The organism is Bradyrhizobium sp. McL0615, from assembly GCF_049993905.1.
GTDB lineage: Bacteria > Pseudomonadota > Alphaproteobacteria > Rhizobiales > Xanthobacteraceae > Bradyrhizobium.
The window spans coordinates 587,098-613,219 of sequence record NZ_CP188254.1 but is presented as its reverse complement, the minus strand read 5'-3'; the positions used below and the strand labels follow the sequence as shown (position 1 = coordinate 613,219).

The 26,122-nt window shown below is 64.1% G+C and carries 22 protein-coding genes; 12 read left to right on the top strand and 10 right to left on the bottom strand.

The features are described 5' to 3' along the window. Positions 1-15: 15 nt before the first annotated feature. Positions 16-531, top strand: coding sequence for a MarR family winged helix-turn-helix transcriptional regulator (locus ACPPVP_RS02845; RefSeq protein WP_426538413.1), 516 nt, complete (start codon positions 16-18; stop codon positions 529-531). Between the two features lie 184 nt (positions 532-715). Here the strand turns inward: ACPPVP_RS02845 and ACPPVP_RS02840 are convergent, their stop codons facing one another. Genes ACPPVP_RS02840 through ACPPVP_RS02830 form a run of 3 tightly spaced genes read right to left on the bottom strand, consistent with a single transcriptional unit; the run spans position 716 to position 2,773 of the window. Beyond that, entirely contained in the window at positions 716-1,060 is a 345-nt protein-coding gene (locus ACPPVP_RS02840) for a RidA family protein (RefSeq protein WP_426531105.1), read from the bottom strand. Between the two features lie 12 nt (positions 1,061-1,072). After that, on the bottom strand, positions 1,073-1,954 hold the full coding sequence (locus ACPPVP_RS02835) for an NAD(P)-dependent oxidoreductase (RefSeq protein WP_426531104.1): 882 nt from the start codon (positions 1,952-1,954) through the stop codon (positions 1,073-1,075). Positions 1,955-1,966: 12 nt separating this feature from the next. Continuing rightward, on the bottom strand, positions 1,967-2,773 hold the full coding sequence (locus ACPPVP_RS02830) for an N-acyl homoserine lactonase family protein (RefSeq protein ID WP_426531102.1): 807 nt from the start codon (positions 2,771-2,773) through the stop codon (positions 1,967-1,969). A 522-nt stretch (positions 2,774-3,295) separates the two neighbouring features. Here ACPPVP_RS02830 and ACPPVP_RS02825 point away from each other — a divergent pair. From ACPPVP_RS02825 to ACPPVP_RS02810, 4 genes are all read left to right on the top strand, one after another. Next, a complete protein-coding gene (locus tag ACPPVP_RS02825; protein ID WP_426531100.1) occupies positions 3,296-4,765 on the top strand; it encodes a caspase family protein in 1,470 nt (489 codons plus the stop codon). A 151-nt stretch (positions 4,766-4,916) separates the two neighbouring features. Next, positions 4,917-5,594, top strand: a complete 678-nt coding sequence (locus tag ACPPVP_RS02820) for an OmpA family protein (protein WP_426531099.1) — start codon at positions 4,917-4,919, stop codon at positions 5,592-5,594. Between the two features lie 158 nt (positions 5,595-5,752). Next, a complete protein-coding gene (locus ACPPVP_RS02815; RefSeq protein ID WP_426531097.1) occupies positions 5,753-6,676 on the top strand; it encodes an efflux RND transporter periplasmic adaptor subunit in 924 nt (307 codons plus the stop codon). Continuing rightward, the gene (locus ACPPVP_RS02810; protein ID WP_426531095.1) at positions 6,676-9,837 is read left to right on the top strand and encodes an efflux RND transporter permease subunit; all 3,162 of its coding nucleotides are present in this window, start codon (positions 6,676-6,678) and stop codon (positions 9,835-9,837) included. The genes ACPPVP_RS02815 and ACPPVP_RS02810 overlap by 1 nt, the downstream gene beginning before the upstream one ends. Positions 9,838-9,867: 30 nt before the next feature. On the opposite strand, the gene ACPPVP_RS02805 is transcribed toward ACPPVP_RS02810, so the two are convergent. From ACPPVP_RS02805 to ACPPVP_RS02795, 3 genes are read right to left on the bottom strand one after another with little or no spacing between them, the layout of a single operon-like run. Next, entirely contained in the window at positions 9,868-10,095 is a 228-nt protein-coding gene (locus ACPPVP_RS02805) for a type II toxin-antitoxin system RelE/ParE family toxin (protein WP_426531093.1), read from the bottom strand. A 52-nt stretch (positions 10,096-10,147) separates the two neighbouring features. Then, on the bottom strand, positions 10,148-10,375 hold the full coding sequence (locus ACPPVP_RS02800) for a hypothetical protein (protein WP_426531091.1): 228 nt from the start codon (positions 10,373-10,375) through the stop codon (positions 10,148-10,150). A gap of 46 nt (positions 10,376-10,421) precedes the next feature. Beyond that, entirely contained in the window at positions 10,422-11,096 is a 675-nt protein-coding gene (locus ACPPVP_RS02795; RefSeq protein ID WP_426531089.1) for a Crp/Fnr family transcriptional regulator, read from the bottom strand. 222 nt (positions 11,097-11,318) lie between these two features. Between ACPPVP_RS02795 and ACPPVP_RS02790 the strand changes: the two genes are divergently transcribed. Together ACPPVP_RS02790 and ACPPVP_RS02785 are read left to right on the top strand one after the other, a co-directional pair. After that, positions 11,319-13,400 carry an AsmA family protein gene (locus ACPPVP_RS02790; protein WP_426531087.1) on the top strand — a complete coding sequence of 694 codons (2,082 nt, stop codon included), beginning with the start codon at positions 11,319-11,321 and terminating at the stop codon, positions 13,398-13,400. A 225-nt stretch (positions 13,401-13,625) separates the two neighbouring features. Further along, positions 13,626-16,079: an adenylate/guanylate cyclase domain-containing protein gene (locus ACPPVP_RS02785; protein WP_426531085.1), complete on the top strand. Its 2,454-nt coding sequence runs from the start codon at positions 13,626-13,628 to the stop codon at positions 16,077-16,079. A gap of 260 nt (positions 16,080-16,339) precedes the next feature. Here the strand turns inward: ACPPVP_RS02785 and ACPPVP_RS02780 are convergent, their stop codons facing one another. From ACPPVP_RS02780 to ACPPVP_RS02770, 3 genes are all read right to left on the bottom strand, one after another. Then, complete coding sequence (locus ACPPVP_RS02780) at positions 16,340-16,606, bottom strand: DUF1127 domain-containing protein (protein ID WP_426531083.1); 267 nt, start codon at positions 16,604-16,606, stop codon at positions 16,340-16,342. 214 nt (positions 16,607-16,820) lie between these two features. Beyond that, positions 16,821-17,048, bottom strand: a complete 228-nt coding sequence (locus ACPPVP_RS02775) for a tautomerase family protein (RefSeq protein ID WP_426531081.1) — start codon at positions 17,046-17,048, stop codon at positions 16,821-16,823. A gap of 117 nt (positions 17,049-17,165) precedes the next feature. Further along, positions 17,166-18,743 (bottom strand): winged helix-turn-helix domain-containing tetratricopeptide repeat protein, encoded by a 1,578-nt coding sequence (locus ACPPVP_RS02770; protein ID WP_426531079.1) that lies wholly within the window; start codon positions 18,741-18,743, stop codon positions 17,166-17,168. A gap of 228 nt (positions 18,744-18,971) precedes the next feature. Between ACPPVP_RS02770 and ACPPVP_RS02765 the strand changes: the two genes are divergently transcribed. The 4 genes from ACPPVP_RS02765 (at position 18,972) to ACPPVP_RS02750 (ending at position 22,855) form a co-directional block, all read left to right on the top strand. Beyond that, positions 18,972-19,832, top strand: a complete 861-nt coding sequence (locus ACPPVP_RS02765) for a class I SAM-dependent methyltransferase (protein ID WP_426531077.1) — start codon at positions 18,972-18,974, stop codon at positions 19,830-19,832. 72 nt (positions 19,833-19,904) lie between these two features. Then, the gene (locus ACPPVP_RS02760) at positions 19,905-20,777 is read left to right on the top strand and encodes an alpha/beta fold hydrolase (protein WP_426531075.1); all 873 of its coding nucleotides are present in this window, start codon (positions 19,905-19,907) and stop codon (positions 20,775-20,777) included. Positions 20,778-20,847: 70 nt separating this feature from the next. After that, positions 20,848-21,744 carry an efflux RND transporter periplasmic adaptor subunit gene (locus tag ACPPVP_RS02755; protein ID WP_426531073.1) on the top strand — a complete coding sequence of 299 codons (897 nt, stop codon included), beginning with the start codon at positions 20,848-20,850 and terminating at the stop codon, positions 21,742-21,744. Positions 21,745-22,105: 361 nt separating this feature from the next. Further along, entirely contained in the window at positions 22,106-22,855 is a 750-nt protein-coding gene (locus ACPPVP_RS02750; RefSeq protein WP_426531071.1) for an outer membrane protein, read from the top strand. A 77-nt stretch (positions 22,856-22,932) separates the two neighbouring features. Here ACPPVP_RS02750 and ACPPVP_RS02745 read toward each other — a convergent pair whose 3' ends face one another. After that, positions 22,933-23,772 carry a caspase family protein gene (locus ACPPVP_RS02745; protein ID WP_426531069.1) on the bottom strand — a complete coding sequence of 280 codons (840 nt, stop codon included), beginning with the start codon at positions 23,770-23,772 and terminating at the stop codon, positions 22,933-22,935. Between the two features lie 376 nt (positions 23,773-24,148). On the opposite strand from ACPPVP_RS02745, the gene ACPPVP_RS02740 reads away from it, so the two are divergent. Beyond that, the gene (locus tag ACPPVP_RS02740) at positions 24,149-25,882 is read left to right on the top strand and encodes a hypothetical protein (protein ID WP_426531067.1); all 1,734 of its coding nucleotides are present in this window, start codon (positions 24,149-24,151) and stop codon (positions 25,880-25,882) included. Positions 25,883-26,122 lie beyond the last annotated feature (240 nt).

Sequence of the window (26,122 nt, the reverse complement as noted above, 5' to 3'; positions counted from 1 at the left end):
GCGTCTTCCAGCGAAGTGGCTGTCGACCCGCGCGATGAGACCGCAGCGAAACGAGGCGCCCGGCTGGACCTCTTCAAATTCGTGCCGTTTCAGCTCAACCGGCTGGCGGCGGAAGTCAGCTCCGCGCTCTCGGTCGAGTACGCGGCGCGCTACGGCCTCGACATTCCGGAATGGCGCGTGCTGGCGACGCTCGGCTTCCGCCACGATGCCTGCAGCGCGCAATACATCGCCCACTGCACCCGCACGCACAAATCCACTATCAGCCGCGCGGTCACCTCGCTGATGAAGCGGCAGATCGTCGAGCGCGTCGAGAACGAGGACGACCGCCGCGAATTCCGGCTGCGCCTGACGCGCAAGGGCGTAACGCTCTACGAGGAGCTGATCCCGCGCCTGTTGCGCAAGGAGCAGGAAATCCTGTCATGCCTTTCGGCGCAGGAGCGCCGCGATTTCGCGCGGCTGCTCGGCAAGATCGAGCAGGGCCTCGATCTGGTGCAGACCAGCGAAGAAGCCGACGCGAAAGAAGCGTATTGAGGCGCGTTCGCTCCACGCTATGACTGTCATCGCCCGGCTTGACCGGGCGACCCAGTATTCCAGAGACGCTTGCGATAGAGCCGATAGGCCGCGGCGTACTGGATCCCCGCCGGAGCCTGTCATCGGGCGCGCATTCGCGCGACCCGGTGGCGGGGATGACAGCGGCGTGTTGGTCGCTACGCTACTACTTCACCGCCGTCACCACGATCTCCACGATGTGCGGCGGCTCGAGATCGACACCCAGACAGGCGCGCATCGGCGGGTTTTTGGTATCGACCCATTCGTCCCACGCGCGGTTCATCTCGCCCTTCTGCTTGATATCGGCGATATAGACGATGGCCGAGAGGATCTTGCTCTTGTCTGAGCCACACAAAGCGAGACTCTCGTCGATACGGGCAAGCGCCTTGGCGCTCTGCTCATACATCGACGGGCTTACCGGATCAGGCGCGACCGCCACGGTGAAAACAAGATCGTCGTGTGCGACAGCGCGGCTGCGGGTCGGGGTAAGCCCGGGAAAGCGCGTGATCATGGGAATCTCCGGTTAGCTTCTATCAATATGTTTCGCGATGACCGGAAAATAATTAGCTCCCGATCCGGCATCGATCGCTTCCTGCAACACGGTGCCGATCAACTCCGCGCCGCGAATTTTCAGTCCGGCATCGGCCGCGAGCTCCAGCGCGTAGGACAGATCCTTCAGCGCATACTCGGTCGAGAATGCGCGCTCCGGAAAATTCCCCGGCACGATCGCCTTCATGCCGTGATTGCGCAGCGCAAAACTGTCCGCCGAGCCCTTTGAAAGCGTATCAAGCAGCAGTCTTGGATCGACGCCATTATGCTTCGCCACCGCAACTGCTTCGGCCAGCGCGTTGACGGTTTCAAACAGCACCATGTTGTTGAGGATCTTCGTCACCTGCCCGGCGCCGACCTCGCCGCAATGGGTGACGTCGGTCGCAAAGCAACGGATCAATGGCTCGATGCCGGCATAGAGCGCAGGCGTCGTTCCAACCATGACGCTGAGCGTGCCGTCCTGTGCCGCCTGCCGCGTGCGCGCGATCGGCGCATCGGCCCAGGCCGCGCCCCTGGCCTGCAGCTGCCCGGCAAAATCGCGGGTCTGGCTGACCGACGACGTGCCGAGATCGACCACGACCTGCCCGCTCCGGATGTTCGTGAGAATACCGTCGCCTTCGAACACCGCGCGCACATGCTTGGCGCTGGGCAGGCACAGGAACAGCAGCTCGCTCTGCTTGACAACATCGGCAACGGAGGTCGCGACCTCGGCGCCGTCGGCCTGCAGCCGCGCCAAGGGCTCCGGCGACAGATCGAAGGCAAGGACGCGCTTGCCGCTCTTCTTCACCAGATTGCGGCAGATCGGCTCGCCCATCACGCCGAGGCCGATGAAGCCAACAGTCTTGTATGCTGACATCACAACCATCAGCTATTTTACGAACGATCGTGACGGCGCCAGATGCAGGGCGAATGCATCGACCTTGTCGCTGGCGCGTGGATAGATTTCGCTCACGATCGGATCGTGGCCGGGGATGAAACGGTCGGGATGGCCGGCCAGACGCTCGACGATCTCCCAGCCCTGCGCCATATCGCCGACATTGTAGACGATCGGAAACGGGCTGCGCTTCTGCAAATTGGCGTAGTAATGCGCAGCGTCCGAGGCCAGCACCACCGGCCCGCGCGCGGTCTCCACGCGCACGACCTGTAGGCCATCGGAATGGCCGCCGACGCGATGCACCGTCACGCCCGGCGCGATCTCGCCGTCGCCGGAATGGAAGGTGACGCGCTCGCCGTAGACATGACGCACCATCGTGGTGACGTGCTCGACCGAAAACGGATGCCGCAGCATGCCGTTGCACATGCAGCGCCCGGTCGCATAGCTCATCTCGCGATCCTGCAAGTGAAACCGCGCGTTCGGGAAGCGATCGAGATTGCCGGCGTGGTCGTAATGCAAATGGGTGACGATCACGTCGCGAATCGTGTCGGCTGCCACGCCGAAATTCGCCAGCGCGTCGACTGGATTGAGCGTGAGCTTGCGTGCACGCGCCTTCGCCTCTTCGGCGTTGAAGCCGGTATCGACCAGAATGTCGCGGCCGCCGCCGCGGATCAACCAGACGAAATAATCGAGATCCGCCGCCGTGGTCTCGTGCGGATCGGGGACCAGAAAATTCAGGTGCGGGGTGCGCGGCGACATCGTCGCATAGCGCAGCGCGTAGATTTCGTAGGCATTTCCCATCGGTGTCACTTTTTTCTTGGATGTTTGGATTTGGCCGATCCCGGCAACAAGCCATTGTCATCCGCAAAGGTCAAACGCGGCGCGCGAATGACAGCCGCGCGACAGTGCCGCACACTATGTGAGACGGATCACATTGCCGCGGAGCGCGGCGTCCGCGAAAGCCGATGACGCGGCAACAGCGGCAGCGATAAAGCCGACGGGCCGCGGCGCGCCGGATCCCCCGCATTCGCGGGCATGTCGGGATGCGAAGCCGGGTACCGAGCGAAAGCATCATCGGCGGACCGGAACCATTTGCATGGACCACATCGCAAGCTGTGGTTCTGCCATCACAGACGGCTTTTATTCCCTTCATCCGCCCCGTCCTGTCGCGGTTAATTGTCGCAATTAGTGACGACATCGCAAGCAGTTGCCGGACTACGGGCGCGGTTTGATAATGCCGATAGCGTAGAGTAAGGTCGCCGCGGCGCGAGCTGGCATCGGCGCTATTTTGGCTGGATTGCTGTGATCTGGACTGCCGTCATTATGAAAATCCGCGTTGCATTACTCCTCACATTGTTTTTTTCAGTCGCGTCGGTAGCCCCGTCGTTCGCGGCCGGCGAGCGCTATGCGCTGGTCATCGGCAACGCGAAATATCCGGACGCCGAGGCGCCGCTGAAGGAGCCGATCAACGATGCGCGCGACATCGCCGAAGAGCTCAAGCGCGACGGTTTCAATGTCGATATCGGCGAAAACCTGACCGCCGAGCAGATGCGCCGGGCCTTCGAGCGCCTGTATGGCAAGATCAAGCCGGGCTCGGTAGCGCTGATCTTCTTCTCCGGCTTTGGCGTGCAATCGAGCCGCCAGAGCTACATGATCCCCGTCGATGCCCAGATCTGGACCGAGCCGGACGTCCGCCGCGACGGTTTCAGCCTCGAAACCGTGCTGGGGGAGATCAACAGCCGCGGCGCCGGCGTCAAGATCGCGCTAATCGATGCCAGCAGGCGCAATCCGTTCGAACGCCGGTTCCGCAGCTTTTCCGCCGGCCTTGCGCCTGTCATTGCGCCGAACGGCACGCTGGTGATGTATTCGGCCGCGCTCTCGTCCGTCGTTTCCGACAATGGCAGCGACCGCAGCCTGTTCGTGAAAGAGCTGCTGAAGGAAATACGCACCCCCGATTTGATGGCGGAAGAAACGCTGAATCGCACGCGTGTCGGCGTCACCCGCGCCTCGCGCCAGGAACAGGTGCCGTGGATTTCGTCGTCACTCGCCGAGGATTTTTCCTTCATCCCCAGCGGCTCAGGCCCGCGTCCGGCGAGCCAGCCTTCGACTGCCGTGGCCACGGCGCCCGCAGCGCCATCCGCTTCTACTCCCGCACCGCCGCCGCCATCCCCGCCGGTGGCCGCACCGGCACCTCCGCCTCCACCTCCCGCGGCGCAAAAACCGAGCGAAGCCGCGATTCCTCCGCCGCCACCACCGGCCAAGCCGCCGGCCGAGAGCCCCACGCCGCCCGCGCTTGCCGACGACCCGACCATCAAGAGCCTGAACGACAAGCTCAGGGACAATCCGGACGATGCGGCCGCGCTGTACCGGCGCGGGCAGGTCTATGCGAGCAAGGGCGCGTACGAACTCGCCATCAAGGACTTCAACAATTCGCTGCGGCTGAACCCGAAGGATGTGGAAGCCTTCAACAACCGCTGCTGGGCGCGCACGGTGATCGGCGACCTGCAGGCGGCCCTGAAGGATTGCAACGAGGCGTTGCGGTTGCGACCGAATTTCGTCGACGCACTCGACAGCCGCGGCCTCGTCAACCTGAAGAGCGGCCAGAACAAGAATGCAATTTCTGATTTTGACGCCGCCCTTAAGATCAACCCGAGATTGACGTCGTCGCTGTATGGTCGCGGCCTTGCCAAGAAGCGCAATGGTTCGATTCCGGAAGGCGACCTAGATATCAACAATGCGAAGGCGATGGACCCCAATATCGTCAAGGAATTCGCCGATTACGGGGTGCAGTGACGATTTTTTTGAATGAAAGCTGGCGGCCCCTCGAACCCTGTAGCGGGCCGTCCAGACTAAAGTAGAGCGGCCGGCCGCAACCAGCGGTCCGGCAGCCAATTTTTTGGATGACATTGGAACCGCGCGGGAAGCCCGCAAGAGGGGACAGGCAATGGCTACGATCTCAGCAGCGAAAACCTTTACCGTAATCGTCTCGGTTGCGACGCTCGGCGCCGCAATTTCCTTCGGTACGGGAACCGCGTTTGCCCAGGACAAGAACGTCACCGAGGATCAGATCGTCCGCGCACTGGTGCCGGAAAAGAAGCCGCTGACCCGCGGCCTTTCTACCGGTCCGCAGACCGCCGTCGATCCGACCGTGACCGCCGCCGAGACCAAGTTCGTGGAAAAGATCCGTGGCCGCTCCACGCGTTCGCTTTCGAGCGCCGAGCGCGAAGAGATCGCCGCCCTCGTCAAGGACAAGCCGAAGATCGATCTGGAGATCAACTTCGACTACAACTCGGCCGATATCAGCGCGAAGTCGCTGGCGTCGGTTCAGGCGCTCGGCCGCGCGCTCACCAACAATGATCTCAAGGGCTCGACCTTCGTGGTGGCGGGCCATACCGATGCGGCCGGCGGCGATGCCTATAACCAGGATCTCTCCGAGCGCCGCGCCGACGCGATCAAGCGCTATCTCATCGACAAGTATGGCATCAACGGCACCGACCTCGTGACTGTCGGATACGGCAAGAGCAAGCTCAAGGATCCAGGCCAGCCGATGGCGGAAGTGAACCGTCGCGTCCAGGTCGTCAACATGGAAAACAAGGCCACGGCGTCGAACGCAGCTAAATAAGGCGTGCAAGTAAGGGCGTGGCGCCGACCAATCGTTTCCGGCTACAATACGTCCCGCAGCACCCGTGCGGGACGTATTCGTTTTGGGCTCCATTGCAGGTCTTCGGCCGGCTCGATGTGCCCTGTTTGATTTGACTTCCAGTCTGGATTGATCCGGCGATGAAATTCTCCGAATATCTCAAACCTGCACTCGGCGTGGCTTTCGTTGCCGTTGTGGCCTTCGGCTATTACTGGTTCGAGCTCCGTCCGCACCCGGAGGAGAAAGACACGCCGGGCCAGGCGCTGGTGATCGTGACCAAGTCCACCAATGCCTGCTTCTCCGACATGGTGCGCGTCACCGGATTCATCGTGCCGCGCCGCGAAGCGCAGATCGGCGTCGATCAGGAGGGCTCCCGCGTCACCGATCTGTTCGTCAAGGAAGGCGACATGGTCACCGACAATCAGGAACTGGCGCGCCTCACTGCGCCGCCGCAAATACCGGGCGCCCCTGCCGGCAGGCCGGGGGCAATCTCGCTGCGCGCCCCCGCTGCCGGCCTCGTCACCGAGGTCAGGACCGCGATTGGCGCCCCCGCCTCGCCGCAGGCCGGCCCGATGTTCCGCATTTCCGTGAACAATGAAATCGAGCTCGAAGCCGAAGTGCCAAGCGTTCACCTGCTCAAGCTCAATCCGGGTGCTACGGTGCGCATCAGCCGTGACGACGCACCCGACGTGGTCGGCAAGGTCCGGCAGATCTCGCCGCAGATCGACCGCACCACCCAGCTCGGCAAGGTGCGGATTTCGCTGAACAACAATCCCTCGCTCAAGATCGGCATGTTTGCCCGCGCCAATATCGACGCCAAGCGCTCCTGCGGCGTCGCGGTGCCGCGCACCGCCATCGACCGCCTGACGCTGCAGGTCGTGAAAGGCAACACCATCGAGACGCGAAGAGTGCGCGTCGGCCTGACCTCCGAAACCTCCACCGAAATTCTTGAAGGCCTCGATGTCGGCGAAACCGTCGTGGCCGATGCTGGCACCTCGTTGCATGACGGCGACCAGATCAAGATCATGTTCGCCGACGAACTCGAGCGCACGCGGGTACGCTAATGGCTTTGAATATCTCGGCATGGTCGATCCGGAACCCGCTGCCTTCGATTGTGTTTTCGATCATTCTGCTGGTGCTGGGTTGGGTCAGCTTCACCAAGCTGGCGGTGACACGGCTGCCGAGCGCCGACATCCCCGTGATTTCGGTCGCGGTCGCGCAATTCGGCGCCGCACCGGCCGAGCTGGAAAGCCAGGTCACCAAGACGATCGAGGACGGCGTATCCGGCGTCGAGGGCGTTCGGCATATTTCGTCGTCGATCACCGACGGCCTGTCGGTGACCACGATCCAGTTCGCGCTGGAGACCAACACCGATCGTGCGCTCAACGACGTCAAGGACGCCGTCACCCGTGTACGTTCCAACCTGCCGCAAAACGTCAACGAGCCGCTGATCCAGCGCGTCGACGTGATCGGCCTGCCGATCGTCACCTATGCTGCGATCTCGCCAGGCAAGACACCGGAGCAGCTTTCCTATTTCGTCGACGACGTCGTCAAGCGCGCATTGCAGGGCGTGCGCGGCGTGGCGCAGGTCGAGCGCATCGGCGGTGTCGAGCGCGAGATTCTTGTCTCGCTCGATCCGGACCGGCTGCAGGCCGCGGGGCTGACCGCAGTCAATGTCAGCCAGATCCTGCGCGGCACCAATGTCGACGTCGCCGGCGGCCGCGCCCAAATCGGCAAGAACGACCAGGCGATCCGCACACTCGCCGGCGCCAAGACGCTAAACGAACTCGCCGGCACCATGATCCCGCTGTTCGGCGGCGGCGAGGTGCGGCTCGACGATCTCGGCACCGTCACCGACACCATCGCCGATCGCAGCACCTTTGCCCGTTTCAACGGCGAACCCGTGGTCGCGCTCGGCATCAAGCGCTCCAAGGGCGCCAGCGACGTGAAGGTCGCCGAGGCCGTGGAGAAGCGCATTGACGCGCTGAAAGCCGCCTACCCCGATGTCGACTTGAAGCTGATCGACACCTCGGTCGAATTCACCAAGGGCAATTACCACGCAGCGATCTCGACACTGTTCGAAGGTGCGATCCTCGCGGTCGTCGTCGTCTTGCTGTTCTTGCGCGACATTCGCGCAACCATCATCGCCGCGATCTCGCTGCCGCTGTCGATCTTCCCGGCGTTCTGGGCGATGGACCTGCTCGGCTTCTCGCTGAACCTGGTCTCCTTCCTCGCCATTACGCTGTCCACGGGTATTCTGGTCGACGACGCCATCGTCGAGATCGAGAACATCGTACGCCACATGCGCATGGGCAAGTCGCCCTATCGCGCGGCGCTCGAAGCCGCCGACGAAATCGGCCTCGCCGTGATCGCGATCTCGTTGACGATTATCGCGATCTTCGCGCCCGCCAGCTTCATGTCGGGGATCGCCGGGCAATTCTTCAAGCAGTTCGGCATCACCGTATCGGTGCAGGTGTTCTTCTCGCTGCTCGCCGCGCGCTTCGTCACGCCAGTGCTCGCCGCCTACTTCCTGAAGGATCACCCGCACGAGGATCCGCCGCCCGGACGCATTCTGAAGACCTACACCAGGCTCGTGACTTGGTCGGTGAAGCACCACTACATCACCGTCCTGATCGGCTTCGGCGTATTTGCGGCTTCGATCTGGAGCATCACGCTGCTGCCGCAAGGCTTCCTGCCGGCGCAGGACACCGCGCGCTCACTGCTGGCGATGGAGCTGCCTCCGGGTACGCAACTCGCCTACACCGAGAAGGTAACTGAAGAAATCGTCGCTCGCCTGCGCAAGCGGCCCGAGGTGAAGAGCATCTTCGTCGATGGCGGAAGGGTGCCGCCGGGCACGCAGGAAGTCCGCCGCGCCGCGCTGATCATCAACTACACGCCGAAGGCCGATCGCAAGATCACCCAGCGGCAACTCGAGCTCGAGATCGGCCAGGAACTGGAAAACGTTCCAGACATTCGCTTCTGGTTCCTCGACGAAAACGGCCTGCGCGCGATTTCGCTTGTTGTAACCGGTGTCGACAGCAACATCGTCAACAACGTCGCCAGCGAGCTGGCGACGCAGATGAAGCGGATCCCGATCGTCGCCAACGTGATTTCGGAAACCTCGCTCGACCGGCCCGAACTGCGTATCCGGCCGCGTGCCGAACTGGCAGCGCGTCTTGGTGTCTCCACCGAGAGCCTGTCGCAGACCATCCGTGTCGCCACCATCGGCGACGTCGGTCCGGCGCTGGCGAAATTCGATGCCGGCGACCGTCAGGTGCCAATCCGTGTCCAGCTCGAGGACAGTGCGCGTAGCGATCTGCAGATGCTGCAGCAATTGCGCGTGCCGCTCGGCCAGCGTGGCGAACGCGGCGGCGTGCCGCTGTCGGTTGTCGCCGATATCCAGCTCGACCAGGGCCCGACCAGTATCAACCGCTACGACCGCGAACGGCAGGCCACCGTCGCGGCCGACCTCGTCGGCGCCGCGGCGCTGGGCGACGCTACCAAGAAGATCGAAGACCTGCCGGTCATGAAGAGCCTGCCGAAGGGCGTCAGGGTCAACAAGTCGGGCGACGCCGAAAGTCTGGCCGAATTGTCGGACGGTTTTGCCACCGCCATTACCGCCGGCCTGATGATGGTCTACGCCGTGTTGGTGCTGCTGTTCGGCACGTTCCTGCAGCCGATCACCATCCTGTTCTCGCTGCCGCTCTCGATCGGCGGCGCGATCGTGGCGCTGCTGCTGACCGGCAAGCAGCTCACGACGCCGGTGTGGATCGGCATCTTGATGCTGATGGGCATCGTCACCAAGAACGCCATCATGCTGGTGGAGTTTGCGGTGGAGGCGATTCGCGAAGGCAAGCCGCGCGACGAGGCCATCATCGACGCCGGTATGAAACGCGCGCGCCCGATCGTGATGACGACGATCGCGATGGCCGCGGGCATGATGCCCTCAGCGCTGGCGATCGGCGCCGGCGGCGAATTCCGCTCGCCGATGGCGCTCGCCGTGATCGGCGGTCTCATATTCTCCACCATCCTGTCACTGGTGTTCGTGCCGGCGATGTTCATGGTGATGGACGACCTCGGCGCCCTGTGCTGGCGCTTCGGCAAGAAGCTGCTGGTATCAAGCGGCGAGACCGAGCACGCCGGCCACGGATCGGATCATCACAACGAGCCGCCGGCCAAGGGCCCACCCGCGGCGCCCCCGGCGATGTCGCCTGCGGCGGAGTAACGAGGGCCGCATGACGTCAAGCGATTCCCGCTATCGATCCCTTTTCCGCGCTCTCCGGGATGTGTGCCGAATATGCAAGATTTCTACCGCGTCGGATACGCGATAGAAGATCTTGTACGGGTAACGGACGACAAATAGCACTCGCACACCGGGATCGTCCGTCCGATAACCACTGAGCGGATGCTCTTTAAGCTTTGCGACCGCCTCACGAATGCTTGCTGCAACGTTCGCGGCGCCATTAGGGGACCGCTCTCTCAAATATTCGAGTATGCGTTCACGGTCGGAGAACGCCGCGGGCTATAGCGTACCCTCATCCTTCGTGGCGCTTGTCGGCTTCCGCAATCAGCTCATCCGACACGAATTCTCCGCGATCTGCCTCCGCCAATCCCTTCCCGACAGCTGCCCGCTCGTCGTCCGACATTGTATAAACGCCGGTCCGGCGAGCCTCGATTTCGCGGGCATAATCGGCAAGCTCCTCCTGGTCCTCCCGGGGCCAGGTCTCGGCATGCTCGATCATTTCCTTGAGCAACTTGTTCATTCGTTCATCATGCCACAACAGGTCATGGATGACGACGGAGTGGATCTCAGTCGTTCCGCGCCACTGCCGTCAGCTTGGTCATGTTCTGCAGCAATATCCGTCCACGCTGCAGATCGAGAATGCCGTCCTTGCGCCAGAGCTGCAGTTGACGGTTGACGCTTTCGCGGGCGGCGCCGACGAAGACGCCGAGTTGTTCCTGCGAGATGTGCACTTCAGAACCAAAATCGGATGCGAGCGCGCAGAGCCGCCGCGCCAGGCGAACCGGCAGTGGCTGCAGCACCGATTCCTCCATCCGCTCGCTCTGCCAGCGGATGCGCTGGCACAGCAGCATCATGATCTTGATCGCGACCTTGGGCTCGCGTTCGAGGAAGGCCAGGAAATCCTCGCGCCGCAGCACGAACAGTTCCGATGGCTCGCCGGCGGTAGCGTCCGCGGTGCGGCTCTCGCCGTCGAGCACGGCGACCTCGCCGAACAGATCGCCGGGGCCCATGAAATTCAACGTCAGGCGGCTGCCGTCGGAGGCGCCGGTCTCGATCCTGATCTGACCGCGCCGCACGCCATACAGTGCGTCGCCGGCGTCGCCCTTCTGGAACAGCATTTCACCGAGACCGAGCTGCTCGGTGTGGCAAAGGCCGGAGATGCGCTGTAATTCGTCAGCGCCCAAATCCGAAAACATCGGATTCATTTTCAGGATGACCGCAAATTCGGCCTGTTTGCTCATTGTACTACCTTCCAAAATCAGTCTGGACCCGTCCCCTCAGGCCGTTAGCAAGAATCCCATGCCTACGAGTGTGTCATAAGTCACATAACTTTACAGTACCCCCGGAATATTTTTGGCTTCTTTGGGCCCCACCCCTTTCCGGGATAAGCTCGCCTGACCGGTTGCGCGCGCGTACCGCGCTACCGAAATAAGTGCCGTTTTGCGCGGTCTGGAAATGTCGATATGAGAGCACTGAAAATTACCGGCGCCGTCATCGGCGCCGTGGTGGTCGTCATCGCGCTGCTGCTGGTGATCGGCATTCCGTCGGGTTTCCTGACGACGCAGATCCAGGAGCGGGTCGAGCGCGAGACCGGCTACAAGCTCGCCATCAATGGCGGCGCCAGGATCGGCCTGTGGCCATCGCTCAACATCACGCTGAACGATATCACGCTGCAGCATCCGAAGGACCGCGACATCAACCGCCACTTCGCGGCTGCCAGCATCGAGGCGGAAGTGACGCTCGCCAGCCTGTGGGCCGGCAAGCCGCATATCACCGAGCTCGTCATCATCCGACCGGTGGCGAATTTGCCGCTGCGACGCGAGCGCGACAGGGAGGCCAGCCCTCCCTCCAAGCCTGCTGCCGGCAATACATCCGAGGCTTTCTCGATCGAGCACATCAGCGTCACCGGCGGCACCATCGTGCTCTCCAATCTGCGCGATCGCGTCGAGCGCAGGATCGAGACCCTCAACGCCGACATATCAATCGATTCCGACCGCAAGGTCGTGCTGACAGGCAGCGCGCGCAGAGACGGCTATCCGGTGAAATTCGCGATCAAGGCGGCGCCGCCCGCAGCACCAATCGAGCGGCAGAATATCCCGGCCGAGATCAAGATCGACGCGCCCGACCTGTTGCCCGCCCCGCTCACCGCCAAGGTCGAAGCCCGGCTCAACGGCTCCGTCGTGATGATCAACGGTGTCACCGGGGCGCTAGGCGACGCCGTGTTCAACGGCTGGGCCTCGGTCGATCTGTCGAGCAAGCCTTTGGTGAAGCTCGACCTCGATTTCCAGAAGCTCGCCATCGCGACGACACGCAGCACCGGCGATTCCTCCGCACAGCCCTGGAGCAGCGCGACGATCGACATCAACGGCCTCAACTACGTCGATCTCCAGGCGCGCATTTCCGCGGCCGAACTCAAGATCGGCGACGCGCGCTTCATCCCCACCGCGATCGACGCCACGCTCACAAGCGGCGTCCTGAAGGCGCAGGTTTCCAACCTCGGCGCCTATGAGGGCAACGCCAATGGCGATCTGACCGTCGACGTCTCCACGGCCAACCCCGCCTACACGATGCGGGCCGACCTCACCGGCGTGCGCGCGCTTCCGCTGATGCAGGGCCTCGCCGACTTCGACAGGATCGACGGCAGGATGCAGGCGAAGATCAGCGTGCGCTCCTCCGGCACCAGCCAGCGCGCAATCATGTCGAACATGGCCGGCACCGCCTTCGTCGTGTTCCAGGACGGCGCCATCAAGGGACTCAATGTCGCGCAGATGATCCGTTCGCTGACGGCGAGCACGCTGTCGGGCTGGCAGGCGAGCGAGGAGAAGGCGACCGACCTTTCGCAATTGTCGGCGTCGTTCAAGATCGACAAGGGCCAGGCGCAGACCACCGATCTCAATCTCGTCGGCCCGCTGGTCAAGATGACCGGCGCGGGCACCATCGACCTCGGCACCAAGCAGATCGGATTCCGCGTCGAGCCCAAGCTCGTGATGACCACCGAAGGCCAGGGCCGGCTCACCGATCCGGTCGGGCTTGGCATTCCCGTGATGATCTCCGGACCGTGGGGAAGCCCACGAATCTATCCGGAGATGCAGGGCATCCTCGACAATCCCGAAGCCGCCTATGCCAAGCTGAAGCAGATGGGCAAGGGCCTGTTCGGCGAGAACGGCGCGGGCCTCGGCGCTGCGATCGGCAGCCTGCTCGGCGGACAGCCGGGAGCGGCCGGCGGACAACAAGGCGGGGCCGGTGGACAGGCTGGAACCCAGCCGGCCGGTCCGCTCGGCGGCCAGCTCGGCGAGACCATTGGCAATCTCTTGCAGAAGGGGATGAGCGGATTGAACCAGGGCGGCTCCAGCCAGGGCGGCGGCCGGCCGGGCGGCCAGCGCAGCATCCCGAGCCGCACCTCGCCTGCCGAGGTGCCGAACGAGGCTGCCCCGGCCGAGCCCGCCGCAGCTGAACCCGCCCCTCCTGCACCGCCGAGCGATGCGACCGCCCAGCAGGACAGTCAGCCCATGAACGACGTCTTGCGCCAGCTTTTCAACCGGTGAGGCCGCCGTTCCCCTCGTCCCGCTCCTGCGAGGTCGAGGTCAAGCAGGCCCGGACATGACGAAATCCCCGCGATTCCTGCCCATAATTGCGGCTAACCATGTGGGCGGTCCCACAGCTCCGACCCCCAATTCGTGCTAGACAGCCCTCATGCCGGGGCTGCCGAGACAGACCGGCGCCAGTGAAACCGATGCGCGCGCGGAAGGCCGTGGCGCACGAGGGTCCGGATGAACGAGGTCAAGGACAGAGTAGGGTTCCTGCGCGAAGGGCTGTTCGCCAAATATGTCGTAGCCCTGGTCGGTCTCGTCGTGTTCGTGCTGGCGGTCAACGGCGCGATCGAGACCTGGATCACCTACCGCGGCATCAAGAGCTCGCTCAACGACGGCATGTCGGAGAAGGCGGAGGCGACCGCCAAGCGGATCCAGCAATCCCTGTCCGAACTCGAGCGGCAGATTTCCTGGGTGACGCGGGCCTCCTCCGACACCCGCGACAGGCGTCGCGACGATTACGCGCAATTGCTGCGGCAGGTGCCGCAGGTCAGCCAGCTCTCGCTGCTCAACGCCCAGGGCCGCGAACAGCTCCGCATGACGCGCCAGACCGTCACACTCGACAGTAACGCCGATTTCTCCCGCGACGTCCGGCTAACCGAGACCCTCTTGCGCGGCACCAGCTTTGCGCCGGCCTACCTCCGCGGTGAGCGGCCGTTCACGTCGATCGCGCTGTCGCATGCCGACGGCAGCATCACTATCGCCGAGATCGACCTCGACTTCCTGTCGGAATTCTTGATCGATGCCCAGGTTGGCAAGGTGGCGTTTGCCTATGTCACCGACGCCAAAGGCGACGTGCTGGCCGCCTCCTCGAACGGACCCGAGGTCGGCAAGAATCTGTCGAAGCTGCCGCAGGTGCAGGCCGTCAGCAAGCCCGGCGGCGTGGCCCTGGCGTCGGGCACGGATATCAAGGGCAACGCGGTACTGACGACATCGAGCCTGGTGCCGAAACTCGGCTGGCACGTGTTCTTCGAACAGGAGACCGCGCAGGCGCTGACGCCGATCCGCGACCAGCTGGTGCGGATCGCGCTGCTGATCGGGCTCGGCCTCGTGGTCGCGATCATCGCCGGCACCATCATGGCCCGCCGCATGCTGGTGCCGATCACGGCGCTGCGGGCCGGCGCGCGGCGTCTCGGCGCCGGCGATTTCGGCCACCGCATCGAGGTGAAGACCTCGGACGAGCTGGAGGAGCTGGCCAACCAGTTCAACGGCATGGCCGGGCAGCTCGCCGAGACCTATTCCAACCTCGAAGCCAAGGTAAACGAGCGGACGCGGGACTTGGCGCAATCGATCAACGAGCTCAAGGTGCTCGAGGAGGTCGGCCGCGCCGTCTCCTCCTCGCTCGACCTCAACGCCGTGCTGCCCACGGTCGCCGCGCGTGCGCTGGAAATCACCCATGCCGACGCCGTGCTGATCTACGGCTACGACGCCGGCAACCACCAGTTCAGCCTCACCGAATCCATCGGCATCGACAAAGCCGCCGAAGGCGGCCACCGCGCCATCGATGCCCACAACTCCCCACTCGGCGAGGCCGCCAGCACCGGCGAGCCGATCTCGATTCCCCAGCTCGGCGCGGTGCCCGAGCATCCCTTGCGCGACGTCGCGCTCGAAGCCGGCTTCAACTCCGTGCTGGTGGTGCCGCTGGTCGACCAGACCGGCATTCTGGGATCGCTGGTGGTGCTGCGGCAGAACACCGGTGAATTTTCCGCCAATCTGATCGGCCTGATGAAGACCTTTGCGCACCAGGCGGTGCTGGCGATGCGCAATGCGCGGCTGTTCACCGAAGTGGACCACAAGAGCCGCGAGCTTCAGACGGCGCACAACACGGTGCGCCAGCAGGCCGACAAGCTGCAGGAGCAGACCGACCAGCTGAAGGATTGGAACAAGTCGCTGGAGGAGCGGGTGGAGACCCAGCTCGGCGAGATCGAGCGTATCCGGCGGCTGGAGCGTTTCCTGGCGCCGCAGGTGGCGCAACTGATCGCCTCCTCCGACGGCCATGAGGGCCTGCTCGACAGCCATCGCCGCGAAGTGACAGTGGTGTTCTGCGATCTGCGCGGTTTTACCGCGTTCACCGAGACCACCGAGCCGGAAGAGGCGATGAACGTGCTGCGCGAATATCACGCGGCGCTCGGCGAACTGATTTTCAAGTATGAAGGCACACTCGACCGCTATGCCGGCGATGGCGTGATGATCCTGTTCAACGCGCCGATCCAGTTCGACGATCATACCGCGCGCGCCGTTCGGATGTCGGTCGAGATGCGCGACACCATCGGCGGGCTGACCGACAAGTGGCGCAACCGCGGCCACAATCTCGGCTTCGGCATCGGCATCGCGCTGGGCTACGCCACGCTCGGCCAGATCGGCTTCGAGCAGCGGCTGGAATACGCCGCGATCGGCAGCGTCACCAACCTCGCCTCGCGGCTGTGCGACGAAGCCAAGGCCAACCAGATCGTGGTGAGCCGGCGCGTCTACGGCATGGTCGAACCATGGGTGGAGGGCAAGCCGATCGATGATTTGAACCTGAAGGGATTCAATCATCCGATTCTGGCGGCGGAGATCATGAGCTGGCGTGAGGAAGTCGACAACGTCGTCGATGCCGCGTCGGCAGCGGCGCGAATGAAGAAGAAATCTTGATTTGTAGGGTGGGCAAAACGCAGCGTGCCCACCATGCAACATCACGCCCGGGAGAGATGGTGGGCACGCTTCGCTTTGCCCACCCTACGGCACTGCCCCTGGTTTCAAACAGCGGTAAACCTCCGCGAAGCCACGCGCCCGAGGATTTGCATCTTCATGTGCCCCCGGAAAATTCAGAGGGCGCAGGGAAAGCAGGGTGCCCTCAGCACCCTCGATCGCGCGCAAAGATGCACACGGGTGACAATCGGCCGCCCCGCCTGTCAGTGCCAGCCGGGCTGCTGCATTCGCGCGCGGATCTGCGCCACTTCTTCGAGCCTGCTCTCGATCTGGGAGCGGGTCAGCGCAAGGTCCTGGAGCTGGCGCTCGTCGAGCCTGTGCAGGGCGACGCGCGCGGCGTGACGCTCATGGCGCGCGATCACCGCCGCGAAGAAGCGGTTGATGAGGCGGCGCCCGCGCGCGAGCAAAACTACAGTCCGCCAGGCAAGTGGCCTGGTGGCGTAGGTCGGAATGGTGGTCAGCATCGTCATGGCTATTTTCTTTCAATTGGTAGCCGGAAGCCGGGGAGCTTGCCGGCACCCTTTCTATCGAAGGCCTGCTGCCAGCATGATGTCAGCAGGCTTCAGTGCGGACGCCTAAAGGCAATGAGCACCCGGACACGGCTGCGTGAACGATCCAAATGAGGAAGCGCCACGCAGCACCGCCGGCAGGACCAGCCCGCTGGCGATGCAAGGCTAAAGCGCGTCAGGCCACCTTTCGTCCGGAAGCAAGCTCCTTGACGGCTTCGGTGGTCAATGCCTGACCGCCGATGCCCCACTCGCCGCTCGCGACTTCGGAAATCTTGACCCAGGTGACGCCGCGCATGGCCTCGCCCTCGATCGACACCATGGCGTCGGTGAGCTTGCTGATCATCTGGCGCTTCTGCTCGGCATTGAACACGTTCTCGATGACGTGAACCTCAATCAACGGCATGTCGTTCTCCTTGATGCTTGCCAACGATGGCAGCATCACCATGCCCGTGACAGCCGGCAAAGACTTTCAGACGGCTGTGATTTATCGTCCAGTTCAGCTTGAGATATCGCCGCGAAACTATTTCAGCCCCGCGCGGCGAAACCCTTCGACGTAATGCGCCTTGTCGGCGTCGTGCTCGAACGGCAGTTCGCTGGCGAGCCAGGCGAGCGTGATGTTGGGCTGGGTGCGGCGGAGGCCCTCGAGCGCGGCCTTGGCGGCCTCCGTGCTGCCGGCCATGCCGAGGGCAGCCGTCAGCACGCGATGGGCGCCGACAAAGTCGGTGCGCTGCCGCAGCGCTTCACGCGACAGGCGGATCGCCTCCGAGTAATTCCCGCCGATATACTGGCAATACCCGGCGACGCCGCAATAGATCGCGGCAAAGGGATCGCGGGGTGAGAGTTTCAGCGCCTCGCGCGCGGCGCGATCGCCCTCCTCCCAGCGCCCGCGATAGGACAGCGCAACGCCGTAAAGGCCGCGCGCCGGCGAGAAACTGGGATTGAGTCGCAGCGCCAGCTCGAATTCGGCGATGCTATCGTCGAAGCGCCGGTGAAACAGATAGACGCTGGCGAGCGCATAATGCGCCCACGCGTCCTCACTGTCGGCCCGGATCGCCGCCAGCGCCGCGCGTTCCGCCGTCGGCACGGTCCTGGACATATCCTGCCAGCCCATATGGGCGCTGAACATATGGCAGGAAGCCAGCAGGCTGAGCGCCTGGCCGTAAGCGGGATCGACGGCGATCGCCTTTTCCAGCAGCGCCTGCGCCACCAGATTGTCCTGCCGCGTCACGCGCCAGTAATGCGACAGCGCCCGCATCACCAGGTCCCACGCAGCCATGTTGTCAGGCGCCTTGCGCCGGGCCCGGAAATTCTCGGCGGCGTAGAGCTGCGGTTCGATCGCCGCGACAACGGCCTGGGTGATTTCATCCTGCACGGCGAACACGTCGGCGAGATTGCGGTCGTAGCGCTCCGCCCAGAGGTGGCTGCCGGTAGCCACGTCGACGAGTTGCGCGGCGATGCGGACGTGGTCGCCGTCCTTGCGCACGCTGCCTTCGACGACGTAGCCGACGCCGAGCTCTTCGCCGATCTGCTGGTGGTGGACGGATTTCTGCTTGTAGATGAACGAGGAATTCCGCGCGATCACATAGAACCAGCGCAGCTTCGACAGCGCGGTGATGATATCCTCGCTGATGCCTTCCGAAAAATATTCCTGCTCCGGCTCGCCCGAGAGATTGGCAAAGGGCAGCACGGCGATCGCCGTGCGATCGAGCGCCGGAAGTTGCGGGTGCAGTGGTTCACCGGTGAAGTCGAGCGGCTGCAGCGCTGCCGCATGCACGCCGCCACCGCTAACTAGCGGCTGCACGTCGCCGACGAAGCGAAAGCCCTTTCGCGCGATGGTGCGGATAACGGCTTGATCCTTGCCGCTGTCGCCGACCGCCCGGCGCGCGGCGTTGATCCGGCTCGTCAAGGTGGACTCGGAGACGATGCGGCCATCCCACACCGTCTCGATCAGATCGTCCTTGGTGACGACGTGGTCGCGGTTTTCGATCAGGTGAACCAGCAGGTCGAACACCTGCGGTTCGACCGCCACGCTTTCGCCGCCGCGGGTCAGCTCGCGAAGGTTGACGTCAAGCACATGGTCTGAAAAGTGAAATTGCACGGCTTCATCCCTGTTAAACCATCACAGATCGCTGTCCCGCTCACGGAAGGTAGAGCGAATTTACCGTCCGGAATGTGTGAGAAATTTCACAGATTTAGAAATCTCACTGAAAACTCAGGGTGGTCTCAAGGCAAAATCAGCCCGGCATCAGAGTCTTTAGGTCCGCCCAGGGCCATGTTCGGTTCATCGCAGCCCCATTCCGTGGCTGCATGACACAGGAGACACCGAATGGCCGCCCAGACCGCGATCGCAGCGAACCAAACCCGGGCCGATTCCGCCCCACCCGCCCCCGACCTGGCCGCCCTCAAGACGCGTCAACAGGCCGCGTGGTCGTCCGGCAATTACGCCATTGTCGGGGCAACGCTGCAGATCGTCGGCGAGGAACTCTGCGAGGCGCTCGATCTCAAGGCCGGCTCAAAGGTGCTCGATGTCGCCGCCGGCAACGGCATGGCGAGCCTTGCCGCGGCGCGGCGGTGGTGCGACGTCACCTCGACCGACTACGTGCCGGCGTTGCTGGAACGCGGCCAGGCGCGCGCCGCGGCCGAAGGCTGGCCAATCGAATTCAAGGAAGCCGACGCGGAAAACCTGCCGTTCGACGACAACAGTTTTGACACGGTGCTCTCCACCTTCGGCGTCATGTTCACGCCGAACCAGGACCGCGCGGCCGCCGAACTGATGCGGGTCTGCAGGCCCAGGGGCAAAATCGGCCTGGCGAACTGGACGCCGGAAGGCTTTATCGGACAGGTCTTCAAGACACTCGGCAAATACCTGCCGCCCCCCGCTGGAACCAAATCGCCGGCGCTGTGGGGAACCAGCGCGCGGCTGAACGAAATGTTCGACGCCGGGGCGCGCTCGATCAGGGCGGAATCGCGCCTGTTCAAGTTCCGCTATCGCTCGCCGGAACACTTCCTCGACGTGTTCAAGACCTATTACGGCCCGGTGCTGAAAGCGTTCGCCGCGCTCGAGCCGGCGAAACAGGAAGAGCTGCATAACGATCTGCATGCCCTGATCGTTCGCATGAACCGCTCCGGCGACAGCACGATGGTCGTGCCCAGCGAATATCTCGAGATCGTCATCACCAAGCAGTGAAGCACGATCCCGGCGGGGCCGTTTCGCATGGCCCCGCTGGTGGCCTCCCATCCAAAAATCAGGAATTTTCCGATGACGAATGTGATTCAAATCCCGCGCGCGAAGCACGACAAGGAACGCGACAAGACTTGCGTCGTGGCGCTGCATTGCTCGCTCGGCTCGGGCCGCCAGTGGAAGGCGCTCGCGGATGAACTCGGGCCAAACCACCGGTTTTTCGCCCCCGATATCGCTGGCTATGGCGCCAATGGATGCGCGCTGGACCTGCCGCTGAGGCTCGCGGAAGAAATTCGGGCGATCAGCGGCACGCTCAAGCACGCGGAAGGCCCGATCCATCTCGTCGGCCATTCCTACGGCGGCGCGATTGCGTTCAAGATCGCAACCTGTTCACCGTTCGCGCACCGGGTGCGCAGCCTGACGCTGATCGAGCCGGTGCTACCGACGCTTCTGTGCGAAAGCGAAGCGGACCGCAGACTTCACGCGCGCTTCGAACAGGTCGCGCATGAGGTTTCCGAGGACATCTGGAATGGCTCGATGCTGGAAGCGATCGACAAGTTCATGGCGTTCTGGAACGGATCCGGACCGCAGGATCGGCTGCCGGCCAGTGCCCGACTGCGCATGATCGAGCGCGCCCACAAGCTTGTCTTCGATTTCACGGCGGCGTTCGCCGAAGAAAACGTCGCGACCGCAGCCGCCTCGCTTCGCGTTCCGACGCTGCTGTTTTCGGGCGGGCTATCGCCCTATCTCACCCAGCGCATCGTGCAGCGGCTCGACGCGATCATGGACGGCGCCGAGGTCCGGCATTTGCCGACCGCCGGCCATATGCTCCCACTCACCCACGCGTCGTCGCTCAATCCCGCGATCGCACGGCATATCGCCCGCGCGGACGAACTTGCCAGCGTTCCGCTGGCGCTCGACAAGCCGGCGGCGGCTCAGGCAGAGGGGTGACTTCTTGGCGCTTGGCTCCCCTGTCGGCCTTCTGGTATCGGTTAAGACCGAAACCGGGAACGAAATGCCGATGACTATCCGCGCGCGCGACCTTTCGCCCAAGCTGGCACCCCTGATCGCAGCGGGGATGTTGTGCCTGTTTTCCTCGCCCCTCCTTGCCGCCGACGACCCAGAGGTCCCCGCCAAGGGCGCCGCCGTCACCGTGCTGAAGGCCGCAAAGTCCTGTTTCGCCAATATCGTCGAGGTCTCCGGCACCATCATTCCGCGCGAGGAGAACCAGGTGCGCCCCGAGCGGATGGGGCTGAAGGTCTCCGAGGTGATGGTGGATGCGGGCGACAGCGTCACCGCAGGCCAGGTGCTGGCGCGGCTGGCGCTGCCCGAGGGCGGACAGATCACGGTGCAGGCGCCGGTGGGCGGGGTGATCTCGGCCTCGACGGCGTCCGTCGGCGCGATGGCCTCGGGCAAGGGTGAGGCGCTGTTCTCGATCATCGCGCGCGGCGAGTTCGATCTGGTCGGCATGGTGCCGACGCGCGACATCCAGAAGCTTGCCGTCAACCAGACCGCGCGGATCAAGGTGATCGGCGCCGGCGAGGTCGACGGCAAGGTGCGCCGGCTGTCGACCACGGTGGAGCCGAACAGCCAACTCGCGCAGGTGTTCCTCGGCGTCACCACCAACCGCCGTCTGCTGGTCAATTCATCCGGTCGCGCGCAGATCAAGACCGGGCAGAGCTGCGGCGTCTCGGTGCCGCTCACCGCCATCCTTTATGGCTCCGCCGGCACCGTGGTGCAGGTGGTGCGGCGCGCGCGCGTCGAAACACGGCGGGTGGAGATCGGGCTGATGTCAGCCGGACAGGTCGAGATCACCTCGGGGCTGACTGAGGGCGACATCGTGGTGGCGCGCGCCGGCGCACTGCTGCGCGAGGGCGATCCGGTGCGCGCGGTGACGGCGAGCGCGGACGCGAAGTAGCTGCCCGCAGCAACACTCCGGTGTCGTCCCTGCGAACGCAGGGACCCATACGCCGCGGCCGAGAGGATGGGCACGCTGGGAGACGGCTTCGTTCCAGCAACTCGCCGCAGGGTGCCGTCAACGCAGAGCGTCACCCACTGTGCTTCCTCGATAGATCACGCGGTATGGGTCCCTGCGTTCGCAGGGACGACGGTGGCAGCGAGCTCACTCGCCATGCGAGTGCGGTCAGGGATTCACACAAGACGCCGCACAGAGCCGGAAAGGTGTTGCAGCAAAACTACATCCCCAGTGTGCAATCACCGATAGCAATGGTTCCACAATTTCAGTGTGGTGCGTGGGTGCGTCCGGGGAGCGTATAAAAATGAAGAAACGGCTGCTGGCAGCGTCCTGCCTCGTCTCCATCCTAGGCTCCTCTTCCCTTGCCATCCATTCCGCCGCGGCTGCCGATCTAGCCGCGCGGCCTTACACCAAGGCCCCCGCGACGGTCGTCGCAGTCTACAACTGGACCGGATTCTATCTCGGCGCCAATGCCGGCTATGGCTGGGGGCGCTCCGACGAATTCGCGGCCGTGTTCGGCACACGGGCCAATTTCGACATTTCGGGCGGACTGGCCGGCGGCCAGGTCGGCTACAACTGGCAGGCCGGGGCATGGGTGTTCGGCGTCGAGGCCGACGGCGACTGGGCTGATATCGACGGCGCTGTGCGGTGTCCGAACCCGGCCTTTTCCTGCACCGCGAAGGTGCGCGATCTCGCCTCGTTCCGCGGCCGGGTCGGCTGGGCGACCGGACCAGTGCTGCTCTACGCCACCGGCGGCCTCGGCTATGCCAATGTTCGTCACAGTACGCTGACGGTTGCGGGCGGCTTGCCCGGCCCGGGCACCACCGGCGTCTACACCGCCGACCGCTGGGGCTACGCAGTCGGTGCCGGTCTCGAATATGGTTTTGCGCCAAATTGGAGCGCCAAGCTCGAATACATGCATTACGGCTTCGACGACGTCACCTCGCCAGCCGGAACGATCGGCCCCCCGATCACGCTCGGCCTGCGCGTCGATACAGTCAAAGCCGGCGTGAATTACAACTTCGGCTGGGGCGGACCAGCCGCCGCGAAGTAGCTGGCGCGCGCAATAAAAAAGCCCCGGCATCAGCCGGGGCTTTTTTGTTTCGAATGCCGTGTCTGATGGCCGCGCCCTTACCCGCCGATGCGGACGTCTTCCAGTAGCGACGACGACACCTGCGGCACCTGCTCGCCGTCGGAGGCGCGGGAGACGGAGATGCGGGTCTTGTTGAAGGCGCTGGCCGCGCCGGACTGCGAATTCAAATTGTTCAAGAGCTCGGTCACCAGCACGCTGTACTGTCCCTTGCCGTCATCGGCCACCTTGCCCGGCGTTGCCGAAGTCAGGATCAGCGCGTTTTCCGGCGCGGAGATCGGGGCCAGTCCATGGGAGAAGGAGCGGAAGCGGCGCTCATAGGGGTTGCGGCGGGAGGCGTCGACGACGACGAGCTTGGCCTTGGCGCCCTTCTCGGTCATCGCGTCCAGAACCTGTTCGATCGAGACGCCGTCGCGGCGGACGTCGGCTTCCTTCCAGATCGCGGCATCGACCGGGATCATGAAGCTTTCGCGGCCGACCTGGACCCCGTAGCCGCCGAAGAACAGCATGGCCACGGTGTCCTGCTTGATCTTGGCCTTGAGGCGGACGATGGCGCGGGCCATGTCGTCCTTGGTGGCGTCCTCGACCACGTCGACATCAAAGCCGTTGCCGCGCAGCGCGGCGGTGAGGCCGCGGGCATCGTTGATCGGCTGGGCGAGCGGGGCGGACGCATCCGGGTAGTGGCCGTTGCCGATCACGAGGGCAACGCGGCTGGCCGTGCTGCCGATCGAGCCGGTCTGTTCGGTGCCAATCGCCTTGGCAGCGTCGAGCGAACGCTTGTTCAGCGCGGCATGGGCGCCGATCGCCAGCGACACCACGCCTGCGAAAGCAACGGCAATGGTGACGGTGCGGCGGGAGATGCGGAGCTTACCGAGGTTCATCGCGTTACCAATCCCAAGTTTGTCCAAAGGCGCACCAAACAAAACCGCGCCAGTTACTCGCGTGAGGACCGTTCAGGTTTGAAGGGTTGCAGGCTGTGTGCCGTCCAATTGCGCGCAATTTGCGGCACCGCAACAACCGGGCTTTTAGCCTGCCGCCCCCTCCCGAACAACCTCATTTGACGCATGGACCCCCACAGCTGCAGATACTGGTGGAAAGTTAATTTCACTTAAGTGACCTACGTCACATTTGTGTTTTTCACGGATTTGTATAGTTTTCAAGGGCTTGCAGGCCCGTTCCGGCCGGCGGTGGCCGCCTTGAGCTAGTTGCCATGCTTAACGCGGCCCTCCCTTCACCGTTCCGGCGGAAAGAAACTGCATGGGCTTCCACACCATCGCCGGCGCCGCATTCCGGGCGCTGACCGCGCGGAAAGACGGCCCGTCGCTGTACGACGTCTGCGATCCCGTGCTGCTGAACTACCGCGGCGGCGACCCCCATCTGGGAAAATTCTATCGGACGGCGCTGGGCAATCCGGCGTTGCGGCCGCTGCTGCGGCGAACCGGACTGCCGGCGCTGCGGGACGAGAAGCGGCTCGGCGCCCTGCAGGAGGCGCTGCGGCGGGCACGCGACGAGGCCGAGCCGGACTGGGCCGCGGTCGGCGCCCCGATCGCCGAGCTGATGGCCGATATCGGCGTGAACCACCCCTCTCCGCAGACGGTGGCGGCCCCCGGCCGGGCGCCGGACGGAGGCGAGATCGACCGGGTGATCCGCCGCTGCGGCACCCATCTGCTGGGCTCGTTCGCCAAAAACGGCTTCATCCCGACCTATGCGGCCTTCAACCTGATCGGCGACCCCGACATGGGCGGGCGCGAAATGCTGATGGCGCTGACCGGGCTGAACTCGCGCGGCTACAAGAACTCGACGCTCCTGTTCAGCCTGGCGCGGATCTTCATTGCGCATTCGCCGGCCCGCGCCCTGATCAACCCGCCCTGGACGGGGATCGCCGAGCCGATGTGGCAGCCGATGCAGATCCGCCACCGCTCGGCCTATTACGACGCCTTCTTCACCGAGGCGCTGCTGAGCTTCATCGAGACCGGGCTGGCGTCTGCGGACGAGGCGGCGGCGTCGCGGCGGGCGATTTCGGAGATGGTGGATTTCTGCCTGAAGACCTCAGCCGAGGAAGTGCCTTCGCATGACGGCTCCACGGTGCGCGTGATCACGGCGCTGGCGCCGCTGCCGCATCCGCGCTTCTCGCGCTTCTTCGCCCAGATCAAGCAGGACCTGGGCTTTGGCATCTACGTGCCTGACTGCGACACCACGGCGTGCTCGTTCTCCGCGGCGACCCAGGCGGGCTCGACCGACCCGATCCTCGACCAGCCGCTGCTGGATTTCTACCGCGGCTACCAGGTGCGCGAGGGCGCCAACGAACCGCGCGTCACCGTGCCCTTGAATGACCACATCGATTACGAGGGCGGCGTCGTCACCTGGATCGACAATCTCGCCGGCGACCGGCCCTACGGCAACGACCTCGATCCGACGCTCAATCTCGACATTCTCGAAGTGTCTTTCCGTAACCTCGCGCGCTGGAAGATTTTGGAGACGCCGCAGCGGCTGGAGATGGTGCATCGCATCCTGGGCTTCCAGCGGCGGCTGGTCGAAAGCGGCGCGTTCAGGAATCCGCGCTCGCATATCTATTATCTGCCAGAACTCTACTCCGCCTATTTCGGCCGCTGCCATGCCGCGTTCATGGCGTTGCCCGACGCGGCGCGGCGGGCGATCGATCCGGACGGGGCGTTCGGATTCATCCGCGGCAAGGTGCTGGCCTATGTCGAAGGTGAATTGATCGCGCGCGAGATGAACCCGTTCGACGCCGCGCTGGCGCTGATGGCGCTGGCGCATCTCGGCGCCGACGTGAAAACCTTCGCGCCGGCGCTCAACTGCATCATAGCCCAACTCGGCGAGGGCGGCAGGCACGGGCCGTACAAGGCCTATGAATGGAACAAGATGAAGACGCCGACGCGGATTCTGGTCGGCGGACCCGAGGTGACCTCGGCGTTTGTGTTGATGGGACTGGCGCTGGCAAAGAAAGCGATGGTGAAGGGCTACGCGTGATACGCTACCCTCCCCTGGAGGGGGAGGGTCGACGCGAAGCGGCGGGGTGGGGTGACGGTCTCTCCACGTCCAGCAGTGTGTGCGTGGAAAGACCGTCGCCCCACCTCGGTTCGCATTGCATGCGAACCGATCCACGAGCGAGCTTCGCTCGTCTCGGACCCCTCCAGGGGAGGATAAGTAAGAGCACTCGCGGGAAGTTGAAAAGCATGCGACGTTCCGGCTCTGGCAAGATGGCCTCAT